10 protein-coding genes and 1 pseudogene are annotated in these 13,571 nt (G+C 64.5%); 1 reads left to right on the top strand and 10 read right to left on the bottom strand.

Features of this window, described 5'->3' with window-relative positions:
* Window positions 1–73: 73 nt before the first annotated feature.
* Window positions 74–1,159, bottom strand: coding sequence for a glycine oxidase ThiO (thiO, locus tag Q0602_RS06990; RefSeq protein ID WP_298840769.1), 1,086 nt, complete (start codon window positions 1,157–1,159; stop codon window positions 74–76).
* Between the two features lie 59 nt (window positions 1,160–1,218).
* On the opposite strand from thiO, the gene Q0602_RS06985 reads away from it, so the two are divergent.
* A complete protein-coding gene (locus Q0602_RS06985; RefSeq protein ID WP_298840766.1) occupies window positions 1,219–1,785 on the top strand; it encodes a GspH/FimT family pseudopilin in 567 nt (188 codons plus the stop codon).
* Between the two features lie 10 nt (window positions 1,786–1,795).
* On the opposite strand, the gene Q0602_RS06980 is transcribed toward Q0602_RS06985, so the two are convergent.
* From Q0602_RS06980 to ileS, 9 genes and pseudogenes are all read right to left on the bottom strand, one after another.
* Entirely contained in the window at window positions 1,796–2,221 is a 426-nt protein-coding gene (locus Q0602_RS06980; RefSeq protein ID WP_298840763.1) for a type IV pilin protein, read from the bottom strand.
* Between the two features lie 5 nt (window positions 2,222–2,226).
* Entirely contained in the window at window positions 2,227–6,543 is a 4,317-nt protein-coding gene (locus tag Q0602_RS06975) for a PilC/PilY family type IV pilus protein (protein WP_298840758.1), read from the bottom strand.
* Entirely contained in the window at window positions 6,533–7,069 is a 537-nt protein-coding gene (locus Q0602_RS06970) for a PilX N-terminal domain-containing pilus assembly protein (protein ID WP_298840755.1), read from the bottom strand. Before Q0602_RS06970 ends, Q0602_RS06975 begins: the two co-directional genes overlap by 11 nt.
* On the bottom strand, window positions 7,069–7,851 hold the full coding sequence (locus tag Q0602_RS06965; RefSeq protein WP_298840752.1) for a PilW family protein: 783 nt from the start codon (window positions 7,849–7,851) through the stop codon (window positions 7,069–7,071). Before Q0602_RS06965 ends, Q0602_RS06970 begins: the two co-directional genes overlap by 1 nt.
* Window positions 7,848–8,396 carry a prepilin-type N-terminal cleavage/methylation domain-containing protein gene (locus Q0602_RS06960; protein WP_298840749.1) on the bottom strand — a complete coding sequence of 183 codons (549 nt, stop codon included), beginning with the start codon at window positions 8,394–8,396 and terminating at the stop codon, window positions 7,848–7,850. Before Q0602_RS06960 ends, Q0602_RS06965 begins: the two co-directional genes overlap by 4 nt.
* Before the next feature lie 133 nt (window positions 8,397–8,529).
* Window positions 8,530–9,486 (bottom strand): 4-hydroxy-3-methylbut-2-enyl diphosphate reductase, encoded by a 957-nt coding sequence (gene ispH / locus Q0602_RS06955; protein WP_298840746.1) that lies wholly within the window; start codon window positions 9,484–9,486, stop codon window positions 8,530–8,532.
* 44 nt (window positions 9,487–9,530) lie between these two features.
* Window positions 9,531–9,998: an FKBP-type peptidyl-prolyl cis-trans isomerase gene (gene fkpB / locus Q0602_RS06950; protein WP_295041246.1), complete on the bottom strand. Its 468-nt coding sequence runs from the start codon at window positions 9,996–9,998 to the stop codon at window positions 9,531–9,533.
* A gap of 137 nt (window positions 9,999–10,135) precedes the next feature.
* A pseudogene (lspA, locus tag Q0602_RS06945) lies at window positions 10,136–10,591 on the bottom strand (signal peptidase II); the annotation flags it as partial.
* 28 nt (window positions 10,592–10,619) lie between these two features.
* Window positions 10,620–13,469 (bottom strand): isoleucine--tRNA ligase, encoded by a 2,850-nt coding sequence (ileS, locus tag Q0602_RS06940; protein ID WP_298840742.1) that lies wholly within the window; start codon window positions 13,467–13,469, stop codon window positions 10,620–10,622.
* Between the last annotated feature and the right edge of the window lie 102 nt (window positions 13,470–13,571).

The following is a 13,571-nucleotide window of genomic DNA, read 5'->3' as shown; positions in this document are numbered from 1 at the left end:
AGATGTGGCGCTCGGGCGCCTCGTTGGCTGCCGCTCATTTTCGCGCATGCCGTGGGGGGAGGCAAAACCGGCGTCAGTCCGACAGCCGGTAGGGCGAGGGGTCGACGATGGGTTCGCAGCCGATCAACTGGTCGACCAGCAGCCGAGTGGCGGCCGGCGCCAGCACCAGGCCGTTGCGGTAATGGCCGGCGTTGACGTGCAGCCCCTCGAATCCGGGCACCGCCCCGATCCGCGGCACGCCATCCGGCGAGCCCGGACGTAGACCGGCCCAGTGATGCTCCACCGGACAGTCGGCCAAGGCGGGAACGATGGAGAGTGCACTTGCGTGCAGCGACTCGAGGGCTTCCGACGTCGTCTGCTTGTCGAACCCGACCTCTTCCAGCGTCGACCCGGCCAGCACCCGGCCATCTCCCCGCGGGATCAGGTAACGCCCATCCTTGAGCACGACCCGCCCGACCAGCCCCGGCGGCGCCTTGAACAGGATCATCTGGCCCTTGACTGGGCGCACCGCCAGCTCGATGCCGATATCCGCCAGCAGCGCTCGCGACCAGGCACCGGCGCAGACGACGGTCTGCCCTGCACGGATCGTGCCTTGCGACGTCGCGACGCCCCGGATGGCGTCCTTGTCGCGAATCAGCGCCGAAACCTCGCACCGTTCGTGGAGGCTCACCCGCGGCATCTGCAGTAGCCGCTCGCGCAGCGCCTTGCCCAGCCGCGGGTTGCGAATGCTGCCGAGGGTCGGCATCCACAGCGCGCCATCGAAGCCCGGTGCCGCGCTCGGCTCCTTGGCGTAGAGCGCATCGGCATCGATGCGCGTCAGCGGCTTGGCGACTTCCCGCGCCCAGGAAAGCGCTGCCTCGACATCGTCGACGCGCAGGTAGAGCAGGCCCTTCTGGCGATACTCGGGATCGATGCCGGTCTCCTCGAGCAGCCGCCCGGCCAGTTCGGGATAGCGCCCCTCGGACCAGCTGGAGAGCGCCGAGATCGCCCTGGAATAGCGCCACGGGTAGAGCGGCGAGACGATACCGCCGCCGGCCCAGGAAGCCTCGCGGCCACACTCGCCGCGCTCGACCAACGCCACCGAATGACCGGCGTCGGCCAGTTGTAGCGCCGTCATCATGCCGATGACGCCGCCACCCACGATCAAGAAATCCTGCATTCGGTCGATATCCCGGCAAAAGGGCGATTCTACCATTCGCCAGCCATCCGGACCGCATCATGCCCCCAACCCAAGGCCCCGAGCCGGCTTCCTGTCGCCAGCGCGGCTTTACCCTGATCGAGTTGATGATCTGCGTGGTGATTCTCGGAATCCTGGCGTCCTGGGCGGCACCCGGTCTCGCCAATCTGAGCGCCAGAATGACGCTCGACAGCGAAGTGGACCGGATATGGCAATTATTGAGACGGGCGAGGCAGGAAGCCGCCAGCAGCGGGCAGCCAACCTGGCTCTGTCCCACCGGGGATGGGACGAGCTGCAGCGACAATGGTCAGTGGGACGATACCTTACTGCTGTTCATCGATGGCAACGGCAATGGCCAGCCGGACAGTGACGAGCGCGTGCTCGCGGTGAGTCACCCCAACGGCAATCAGGTCAGCATCACCGCCAACAGCTTTGCCCAGGGCCTGGGATACACGCCGCTGGGATTCACGCGAGGACGACAGTTCGGGACCTTCACGCTCACCAACCCGGCTGCGGCCCGTGGAGGCCATGAGATCGTCGTGCACTTTGCCCGCATCCGGCTCGACACGGTCGATGCCACCGACCCAGGCGGCAAGAACTCGACCTGACGGGCCAGCTTCAATCGCAGCTGCCGGGTGCCGGCGTTCGACTCCCCTGGCTGTCCAGACTGATGACATCGCACGCTTCGCTGGTGCGGCCATCCGCTCGGCTGGCGGTAATCGAGTAGCGCTGGCCGCCGTCGTCGATCGCCACGGTCAGACCGTATTGGGCAGTGCCACTCTCCGGTGACTGGCTGGGAGAGAGACCCAGTGTCGAAGGTGCGACGGCGTCGCTGGTGTCCTCCCCGTAGCGATAGGTCTGCGAGTAGCGCCGCTCCAGGTTCAGTGCCAGGGATTGCATCGCCGCCTGGGCGTCCCGCGCCTGTGCCTGCTCGACATAGCGGAGATAGCTCGGGACGGCGATGGCCGCCAGAATCCCGACGACCGCGACGGCGATCATCAGTTCGATCAGGGTGAAACCACGAGTCCGCGATAGTCTATCCACATCCGTCACTCCAGTTGGCGCCAGGTCACTCGGCCGAGTCGCATGCTGTTGAGCGGGGTCTCGGCGATTGTCACGGGAGACCCTCCACCAGTGCTTGCACTGATTTTCATCTCCTGCGTGCCGTCCTCTTTGACGAGCACTTTGGGGGTGAATATCGCGCCGTCAGTTGCGACACCGATCGGAACGTAACTGCCATCATCGTCACTGGACGGGTAATAGCTGTCCTGCTCATCGACTTTCCCGTCGCCGTTGACGTCCAGCACCGGTGTCGGGAAAGCCGAGCCGTACCAGGCATTCAACTCGTAGAGATAACCGGCGTCCTCGGCGCCGCAAACGCCATAGCCCGGGATCAACGATGAGAACAGAATCCGGTTGCCGCGCAGCGAGGGACCATCGACGACCCGTTCGGTGCCGGCAAAATCGAGATACCAGCCGTTGTCCGGATAGCGGCTCGTGTCGATGTCATCGAGATATCGCACCATGGTGGAAGTGGCATCCTGGTGGTCGAGACTCGTCTGGTGAAAAGCGCGTCCGGCCAGATCGGCACGTGTCAGCGTGTCGCCCCTGGCGACGCCATCCACGAAGTCCCTCACCGCATAGAAGCTGTCGGATGTGCCGCGGTCCTGAGTGGTGGGCAAACCGTAGTTCTCCTCGCCGCCGGTGCCGAACAGCACCATCAGCCCGCCATCCGGATGTCTGCCGACCTCCAGTGTCGAGGTCATCACCTGATGCTCACCCTCTCTGACGCCGCTGAAAAGCTGATGGATACCTCCGTCCCAGCCGGCCGGATCGGTGGAGGAGAGATCGAAGCGCCAGATGTTGCCCTGCAGGTCCGCGCCGTAGGCCAGGTCGACCCGGCCATCCTCGTCGCGGTCCACCAGGGAGACGGTCGCCATGCCGTTGTCGCCGCTGTTGGCGGCAGCGCTCGGTATCAACCGCACCACATCCGAATTCGACCAGCGCCCCCCGGCGCCCCCATCGACGAAGAGAATGTAGAGACTGGCCTTGCCGGCATCACTGGCGTAGCCGTTGCCGACCACGACGGCGAAACGCCCGTTTTCCATCCGGACGATACTGGGCTGGTTGTAGATGTAGCCGAGTTGCTGGTCCTCCTCGCCAAACACGGCGGCGTCATCGGCGGGGGCGTACTCCCAGAGCGAGAGAGCGCTGGCATTCGACTCGCTGAAGCGGGTCGGATCGGTCACGTCGAGTGCGAACAGCCCCTTGCCGCCGGATCCCAGGCCGCTCGTCAGCAGCGAAAACCAGGCGCCGGTGCCAGTTTCGCCATGACGGGCATCCAGCACCGTGGGACTCCCGTCGACGTAGTAGCGATGGCTGTAATCGGGGTCGGCGAGTTCGGGCAACTGCTCGACCAGAACTCCAGGCACGTAGGCGAGGCGCTCGACCCCGGTAGCCGCGTCGAAGCCGTGGAGCATGCCATCGTTGCCGCCCACGTAGAGCATCTGGGTCCGAGTGCGCCGGGCCGTCCGGAATGCGGCATAGCTCGTGTCGCCCTCGTCGGGCACGTGGTAGGTGTTGGGCACACCGACGAGATACGGTCGGGAACCGATGAAATCACCGAGCTTGGCGCCGTCGCGGCCATTCAGCCAGAGCCGGTCACGCAGACTGCCCCCGTTACGCTGCTCGTTGTCGGTATCGCCGCGGATGTATCCGACCAGTTCCCGCGACCGCTGGGGCATGTCGAGGCCGGCTCCCTCCAACGCGGTGGTCGTGAAGGGGATCCCCGCCCCCGTGGCAGGATCCCGGGTGATGATCTGGCGATTGGCCGGCGACGGTAGCTGGCTACGGGCACTCCACACGCTGCTGATGGCGCCATCCTCTCCAAGCTTCACCGCCTGGACATCGCCGGACCAGCTGTACTGGTTGTTGTAGAGCGTCTGGAAAACATAGTCCTCGACCGCACCGTCGTAGCCGACGGTCACGCCGGCCCCCGTGCGGTTGGTGTTTTCCAGCACCTGGTCCAGCAGTTCGCGCAACGTATCCGCCAGCTCGCCAATACGGTTGACCTCGAAGTAGGCACCGGGAGAGCCGTCTTCGCGGCGGCTGTCGTTGCCGTACTTGGCAGCGTAATAGAGCGGCGTCTCCAGCTCCTGCCCCGTGTTGCCCGCCACCCGGTAGGTGGCGGTCGTGGCCGGGCTGCCGCTACAGGGGGCACTGGGCGGGCAGAGCGATCCGGGATAATTGTTGGTGTAGCTATTGATGCCGGTATGGACGCTGAAGCCGTCGCTCTGTCGAACCACGATCCGGTCGGCGTCCTCCCCGGTGCCGTAGCGCCCGCTGGTGCCGCTGAGAATATAGCCGAGACCGAGCGTGTGAGACGCCGCGGCGCGGGTCACGCTGGTGGTAATCGAGAGACGCTCGTCCGAGAGCACATAGCTCAGACGGACTTCCGCATCGAAATCGTAATCGCCGCCAAACTCCGAATCTTCCCAGTCGACCAGAAAGCTCCCGCTCGACCCATCGGACGCCTGCGACTCGACGAGAAAGTTGACGATCGCGCACTTGCCTCCCGCCGTGGTGTTGGAGCAGGCGGGGATCAGGGAGACGGACTTGCCGGCCCCGATGGGTATCGACACGAGCGGTACGTTGGACGCGAGCTGCACCGCATAAGTATCGATCGGTTGGCCATCGTTCCCGTCGGGGCCGCGGATGACGGTATCGTGATGGGCGAAGCGCGCCAGTCCGGCCACGCTGTAGCCACCTTCCAGGCCCGGCGCCGTGGGGCAGAGCCCCCTGGCATCGCTGAGCCCGGCAAGCGTCTTGGCCGTGCAGAACTTGTCACTCTCGGTGCTGGCGCTGGCGGGGGTCTGGCCGATGAAGTATTCCCCGGAAATTCCCTCGGCCGTGCCGACGGCATCGGTCTGAGCACGAATCTGCCCGGCGGAGACCGGTGACGAACCGGGTGCACCTAGATCGTCGTTGTCGAAGGATATCTCGCTGGCGTTGACCAGCAGCAACGAGTGCGCGGCACACCACTTGCCGGAGAGGTCGTTATCCCAGGCGGGCGACGTCAGCCCCGGAATGTAACTGGTCTCGACACTGCCGGTACCAACGGAAAACTTTTTCGTTGGCGACTTCTCGCCACCCATGTAGCGCAGCGCCTCGAGGGTAATCTCGCCGAAGGGGTTGCCCCAGTTGGAGCAGCTGCCGTTGTCGAACGAGCTTCTTCCCCAGGGACAGTTGTCACCTGAACTCGAGTTGTAGTTACTGTCCTGATAGCTGTATTTCGCAATCTTCAGCGCGTCGAGGTTGCTGACGATCCCCTTGTGATCATTCTCGAATACGCCAGTGGCGGCACTGAACTCACGACCGAAACCTTCGAAATTCGCCCTCAGCACTCCACCTTGCTTATTGTTCTCGTACGAACCTGTCAGCAGGCCGAAATCGATATCATTGGCGTAAGCATGCAGGAGCCCCGTTGGTTTCGAATAGAGGGAATCGGGGTACGAGTTACAGTTTTCACTCCCGCCCGACGTGGCACAGACTTCGACCCTGGCCCGATATTCCCGGGAGCCATGCGACATCCTGTAGGGGAAATCGCCCCAATTCTGGCGTTCACCCCGCCAGGGACACTGCCACTGTTCCGTACTCGCCCATTGGGGCCAGCCTACCTTGCCGCCATTCTCGTTACCTGTGGCAACGCGGATCAGCGGAGGATCGTTCACCCTGCCGGAGTCTATATTTGCCCGTGGGTGGTACGTCGTATTGCAGAACGTGACCGCGCTGGCGCCGTTGAAGGGCGTGTTCTTGTTGATGACGCTCTTGTCGGAAATGATTTTACTGAAGCTGTGGGAGTCCATCGGCAGGAACGCGCGCTCCAGCACCGTCGTGCCCGTGGCGTTGTCTCGGTACCTCTTGCCGCCATACAGCGCCTTGCGGATGATATCGATCCGGGTCATTGTCGCCCAGTTGAGCAGGTTTCCGCTCCAGGATGGCTTCCCGTTGCAACTGAACTCACCATCGCCCGGTACACCGTTCCCGTTCCCAGTATTACCGATACGCCTGAATGCCCCACCGTCCAGATGGCTGTCATAGTCGTAGCAGCCCCGGCTATCGAAATAGCCGTAGTATTCGATGTCAGGGCGGTAGGTGGAGTCGATCGCTCCGTCGCCATCGAGATCGGACCAGTCGGTGTAGGCTTTCGAATACCAGTTGTGATCGTTGGAAAGCACCAGCATGCTGCGTGGTGATGTCTCGGCTTGCGCGCTCAGTGGCGGGTAGTGCGGCACATCGTCCGCCGCCCACCCCTGATTCGCGCCCATCAACAGCAAGCCGCCCAGCGCCCAGCCCTTAATAGACATAGCGAGCCTCCAGGCGCTGCACGGCACGACCGCCCGGCCCGAATCCGACACTGAACACCCGGAAGAAGTAACGCTGCTCGGTAGTTTCTTCCGCCTGTCCCTTGACCGCGGGATCCACCTCCTGATAGCCATCCACCAGCGACGGCACAATGCAACCGATCATGTAGCGCGGAGCAGGCACGAAATCGCCGCTGGCGCTGCTATAGAGCGTGAAGTCGGCAACGGCTCCTGCCCTCTCCAATGATTGCCAGTGAGCGTCATTATCGAGGCCGTCCCGCGTCGTGATGTTGTAGCGCTCCCCTCCCGCGTTGCAGAACAGTCCCAGATCCCCGCTGCCATCGATGGCGAGTTCGGCAGAGCGCAACCCGGCCTCGGCGGCCTGGAACGCCATCTGTCGTGCCGCCTCGTTCGCCGAGAGCTGCTGCTGCACACGGGTCGAGTCGCTGATGGCGAGTGCCAGCATGGACACCAACGCCACCATCACGAGGGTCACCAGCAGCGCGGCCCCCCGTTGATTGGCAGGCATCACCGGACGGTCTCCGGAAGGTTGCGAAGGGCGATGGTCGTCTCCAGGCGCGTGCGTGCGCGCCCGTCCTCGAAACTGACGGTTTTGCCTCCCCATGCGAAACTCTGGACGTAGCGCTCGCCGGTAGACTCCGCCGATGCCAGGATCAACGCCAGTCTGACCGCCCTGACCGTGGTCCAGTTGGCGTGTTCCCGCGGCTGGAAGGTATTGGAGTCATCGAGATACTCCCAACGCATCGCCTCCACGTCGTTGAGCAGAGGCAGCGAACGACGCCTCTCGCCGGCGGAGAACGAAACCCGACAACGCAGCGTGTGGTCGTCGAGATAAAGCCTGGCAATGGCGATCGAATCGGCGTCGCTGCCGTCAGCGGATGGGAAAGGCGTACCGTCGCAATGCGTCAGCGGCTGACCGCTCAGTCCGGCGGCACGATAACGAACCCATATTTCGCCATCCTCGTCGGCGGCGACCAGCTGGCCGGCGGCAAAGGAGGGCATCTGGTTATCTTCCGCTGGCGTAAAACCGGGGAACAGCAGGCTCAGGTCCTCCCAGCGATCGCTGTAGCCGGAGAGCCAGACCTGCTGCTGCACCACGCTCAGCGCGAACCGACGGGCATCCTGCACGTCTTCGTTGGCCACCGAGGTCTGATAGCTTCTGCGACTGGATAGGGTGTAGCTGGTCACCATGAGCACCAGCATCAGGCCGATCAACATCGCGACCATCAGTTCGACCAGCGTGACGCCTCGCTGGCGGGCCGGGGGAAATGCCGGGGCGCGGCGACTCACAATACCGTCTCCACCCGCAGGCAGCCGCCATCGGCCATTCCCGAGGCGTCGGCATCCTGCGGGCGGCAGGTCGCACGAGGGTCGCCGTCGGGGAGTCGACGCCAGACGATGGCGAGTTCGGCTTTCAGCAGGTTGTCGTCCAGCTTCAGGATCTTCAACTGCGCTGAGGCATGGGGGAGCTGATCGCGCAGCGACGTTAACCAGGCCGTGATCAGGTCGCACAGCCACTGATTGGGGCTCGAGCAACCGGCGGGGGCGCCATCGCTGATCCCCACTCCCTCCGACGCCACCCGGTCCGTTCTCAACTGCTCGATCAGGTTGCCGCTCATGGCGACTGCCGCCGAGCTCCAGCGGACCTCGACCTCCTCCCGCTGGGTCATCAGTTGCAGCGCACCCACGCCAAGCAGAGCGATGCTCAGCACGAGCAGCGCGATCAACGATTCGATCAGGGTGACGCCCCGCTCGTTTCCTCCGGGACGAACGCGGGATCGCGGCGAGAGGCGATGCGGCTCGAAAGTGGGGCACCGGGGCTGATTGGCGGACACGCGAGACCCTGCAGCGAGTTCGCAACCGCCGCAAGAGGCGGTCGACAAGGGTTCGGGAACCAGCCGCAACCGCATGGCTGGTTACATTCGTTTACCCTCTATCGACCGAGAACCGAGGAAATTTAATCGGCGATCAGCTGGCGCTGGTGATCACGCGTTCGCGGAGTTCCCGCGGCATGGAGAAGGTGATGGTCTCGGCGCGTCCGGACAGCTCTTCCGGCACGCTGGCGCCGAGCGTCTGGAGCTTGTCGATGACGCCCTTGACCAGCACTTCCGGGGCACTGGCACCGGCGGTGATGCCGATGGTGCCGATACCCTCGAGCCAGGCGGGATCGATCTGTTCGGCGTCGTCGATCAGGAAGGCCGGCGTGCCGACGCGCTCGGAAAGCTCGCGCAGGCGGTTGGAGTTGGAGCTGTTGACGCTGCCTACGACCAGTACCAGGTCCGAGTCGACGGCCAGCTCGCGGACCGCGTCCTGCCGATTCTGGGTGGCGTAGCAGATATCGTCCTTGCGCGGCCCCTGGATCTCGGGAAAGTGCTCGCGCAGTGCATCGATCACCTTGGCGGTGTCATCCATCGACAGCGTGGTCTGGGTGACGAACGCCAGCCGCGAGGGATCGCGTACCGGCAGCCTGGCGACGTCTTTCTCGTCCTCGACGAGATAGATCGCGCCGCCATGACTCTCATCGTAGCGCCCCATGGTGCCTTCCACCTCCGGATGGCCGGCGTGGCCGATCAGGATGCACTCCTGCCCGCGCTTGGCATAGCGCAGCACTTCCATATGCACCTTGGTCACCAGCGGGCAGGTGGCATCGAAGATCTTGAGGCCGCGACGCTCGGCCTCCTGTTGCACGGCTCGCGAAACGCCGTGGGCAGAGAAGATCACGATGACGTCGTCGGGGATTTCGTCGAGCTCCTCGACGAAGATCGCCCCCCGCTCGCGCAACGAATCCACCACGAAGCGGTTGTGGACCACTTCGTGGCGCACGTAGATGGGCGGCCCGAAGACATCGAGCGCGCGATTGACGATGTCGATGGCACGATCGACGCCGGCGCAGAAACCGCGGGGATTGGCCAGCTTGATTTGCATAATGACCTCGCTTGATACGCTCGGGTGTCGTGGTGAAGATCGGCTCAGTGAGTCGTGGCGGGCTTCACGTCCAGGATTTCCACCTCGAAGGTCAGGGTACGCCCTGCCAGCGGATGATTGAAGTCGACCTCGACATGGCGTTCGTCGACGCTGGCGATCACGCCGGGCAGTTCGCCGCCGGCGGCATCGGCGAATGACATCACCGTGCCGGGTTCCACGGCCTCCTCGAAGGCGTCACGGGCGAGGCGCTGGACGTTCTGAGGGTTGTGCTGGCCGAAAGCGTGCTCAGGGGAGATCTCGAAGGCACCGGTATCGCCCGCCGCCATGCCCTTGAGCGGCGCCTCGAACCCCGGCGGCAGATTGCCGTCGCCGAGCTGGAACGTCGCTGGCTGCTTGTCCCGCGTCGAGTCCACCACCTCGCCATCCTCGAGTTTCACCGTGAAGTGCAGCGTGACTTCCATGCCGTCGCCGACGCGGTAGTCGTGATCGTGCTGGTGGCCGTTCCCGCTCATGAGTCACCTCGGGTCGAAGAAGAGTCAGTCGAAGAAGATTTGTCAGCCGAAGAAGACCTGTCAGCCGAACCAGGGTTGTCAGTCGAAGAAGGTCCGTCCTTGTCGGCGGCGTGAGAGCCCTTAGGTCGACGCGAGTCGAGCAGCGACTGCAGAATCAGGCCGATCGCACCCAGCGTGATCGCCGTATCGGCCAGATTGAACGCCGGGTAGTACCAGCCGCCCCAGTGAAACGACAGATAGTCGACCACGTAGCCGTGCACCAGTCGATCGTAGAGATTGCCGATGGCACCGCCGATCACCAGCGTCAGCGAGATCGCGGTGAGCGTCTCGCCGCGTTTCAGTCTCGACAGCCACACGGTCAGACCGATACTCGCACCGATGGCGATGAGCGCGAACAGCCAGCGCTGCCAGCCCGCGTGCTCGGCCAGGAAACTGAAGGCGGCACCGGTGTTGTGCAGCAGCGTCAGGTTGAAGATCGGCAGCACTTCCAGCGGCCGACCGTAATCGAGATGCGCCGAGGCCAGCGCCTTGATGCCCAGATCGAGCACGATGACCACCAGCGATAGCCACAGCCATCGCAGCGGGCGGTGCATCCGATCGGTGGCGGGGCGGGAAGCGGAATCAGGCAAAACGGCGTACCTCACCCGGGCCATCCGGCAGGTTGGCGATGGAACGCGCCGACAGCGTCGGATGATCGGGATTGGCGCCGACGTCCGGCCGCCGTTCCCAACTGCGCTCGTCCTTCTCATACGGACTCATGCGCACCGCGACCTTGAGACCCTCCAGCTCGGTGGCCCTGGCATCGCCCGCTTCCGCCAGCGGCGCGAGCGTGGCTTCGGAAGTGATCAGCACGAAGCGCAGTTCGTCCTCGAAGCGGGACAGCAGCGCATTCAAGGTGTCATCGACGTAGAGCGTCACCTCGCTGTCCAGCGCGCCCTTGATGGTGCCGGCGTTGCGCGCATCCTCGAGCTGCTTGTTGACCGCCTGCTTGACCGCGATCACCTGTTCCCAGAACTGCCGCCCCATCTCGGCATTTTCAGGCAGCTGGCTCAGCCCGTCGTAATAGGTCTCGAGATGCACGCTCTCGCCCCGCTCGCCGGGAATGTTCTCGTAGATCTCCTCGGCGGTGAACGACAGGATCGGCGCGACCCAGCGCGCCAGCGCCTCGACGATATGATAGAGCGCGGTCTGGCAGCTGCGGCGCGCCAGCGAATCGGGCTGGGTGGTGTACTGGCGATCCTTGATGATATCGAGATAGAAACCGCCCATGTCGCGGGCACAGAAGTCGTGCACCTGCTGGTAGACGTCGCGGAATCGATAGTCGGCATAGGCCTGCTGGATGCGCGCCTGCAGCTCGGCGGCGCGATCCACCGCCCAGCGATCCAGCGCCAGCATGTCGCCGAAGGCCACGGCGTCGCGACCCGGCTCGAAGCCGGTCAGGTTGCCGAGCAGGAAGCGCGAGGTGTTGCGGATCCGCCGATAGACATCGGCGGTGCGCTTGAGGATCTCGTCGGAGACCGCCATCTCGCCGGAGTAGTCGGTGGAAGCGACCCACAGCCGCAGGATATCGGCGCCCAGCTTGTCCATCACCTGCTGCGGCGCCACCACGTTGCCCAGCGACTTGGACATCTTGCGGCCCTTCTCGTCGACGGTGAAACCGTGGGTCAGCAGCGACTGGTAGGGCGGATGGCCGTCGATGGCGCAGCCGGTCAGCAGCGACGAATGGAACCAGCCACGATGCTGGTCCGAGCCCTCGAGATAGAGATCCGCACGCGGCCCGACGTCGTGGCCGAGCGGATGTGAACCGCGCAGCACGTGCCAGTGGGTGGTGCCGGAATCGAACCAGACGTCGAGAGTGTCGGTGACCTTCTCGTAGGCGTCGGCCTCGTCGCCCAGCAGCTCGCTCGGCTCGAGCTTGAACCAGGCTTCGATGCCCTCCTGCTCGACGCGGCTTGCCACCGCCTCCATCAGCTCGACGGTGCGCGGATGCAGCTCGCCGCTCGCCTTGTCGAGGAAGAACGGGATCGGCACCCCCCAGTTGCGCTGGCGCGAGATGCACCAGTCGGGGCGGTTGGCGATCATCGAGTGCAGACGCGCCTGGCCCCAGGCGGGGATGAAGCCGGTGGTGTCCACGCCGGCCAACGCCTTGTCGCGCAGTGTGCGGCCATCGGCGCCCTCGAGATCCATGCCCACGAACCACTGGGCCGTGGCCCGGTAGATGACCGGCGTCTTGTGGCGCCAGCAGTGCATGTAGCTGTGGGTGATCCGGTCGTGGGCCATCAGCGCGCCGGCTTCTTCCAGCTTGGCGACGATCTGCGGGTTCGCCTTCCAGATCATCTGGTCGCCGAACAGTGGCAGATCGTCGGCATAGACGCCGTTGCTCTGCACCGGATTGAGAATCTCGTCGAAGCTCATGCCGTAGGCACGGCAGGTGTGGAAGTCATCCTCGCCGTAGGCGGGCGAGGAGTGAACGATACCGGTACCGGCGCCCAGTTCGACGTAGTCGGCCAGATAGATCGGCGAGAGCCGGTCGTAGCCGCTCGCGAGCGCCGCCAGCGGATGGCGGAAGGCGATGCGATCGAGACGTTCGCCCGGAGCGGTGGCGATGATCTCGCCGCTCAGGCCGAAGCGTTCCAGGCTCGATTCGACCAGCTCCTCGGCCAGCAGCAGCAGACGCTCGCCGGTGTCGACCAGGGCGTAGACGAACTCGGGGTGCACGTTCATCGCCTGGTTGGCCGGGATGGTCCACGGCGTGGTGGTCCAGATCACCGCCGCCGCCGGCTTGGCCAGCGAATCCAGTCCGAAGGCCGCCGCCAGCGCGGCATCGTCGACCGCCGGAAAGGCGACGTCGATGGCGTCGGACTGCTTGTCCTGGTACTCGACCTCGGCTTCGGCCAGCGCCGAGCCGCAGTCGAAGCACCAGTTGACCGGCTTGAGTCCCTTGAACACGTAGCCGCCCTTGACCATCTCGGCCAGGGCCCGGATCTCGCCCGCCTCGTTGGCGAAATTCATGGTCAGGTAGGGATTGTCCCAGTCGCCCTGGACACCAAGACGCACGAAGCCTTCCTTCTGCACCTCGACCTGGGCGGCCGCGTACTCGCGGCAGAGCGCCCGGGCCTCGTCCGCCGGCAGGTGCTTGCCGTGGGTGGTCTCGACCTTGTGCTCGATCGGCAGCCCGTGACAGTCCCAGCCCGGCACGTAGGGGGCGTCGAAGCCGGCCAGGTTCTTCGACCTGACGATGAAGTCCTTGAGCAGCTTGTTGACCGCATGACCGATATGAATGCTGCCGTTGGCGTAGGGAGGACCGTCGTGGAGCACGAACCGCTCGCGCCCCCGACGCGCCTCACGCAGCTTGGCGTAGAGGTTCATATCGTTCCACTGCGCGATTCGACCGGGCTCCCGCGCCGGCAGGTTGCCGCGCATGGGGAAGTCGGTCGAGGGCAGATTCAGCGTGTGCTTATAGTCGCTCATGGCTTTTTCGGTCCGCTCGGGGCTAATGTCGTGGCGCTCAAGACTGATGTCATGGCGCTCAAGCTGTACTTTTGCCGCTCAGGGCTGTGTTCATAACGCTCA

This window comes from uncultured Salinicola sp., from assembly GCF_937921195.1.
Lineage (GTDB): Bacteria > Pseudomonadota > Gammaproteobacteria > Pseudomonadales > Halomonadaceae > Salinicola.
This window is presented reverse-complemented; position numbering and strand designations above follow the sequence as displayed.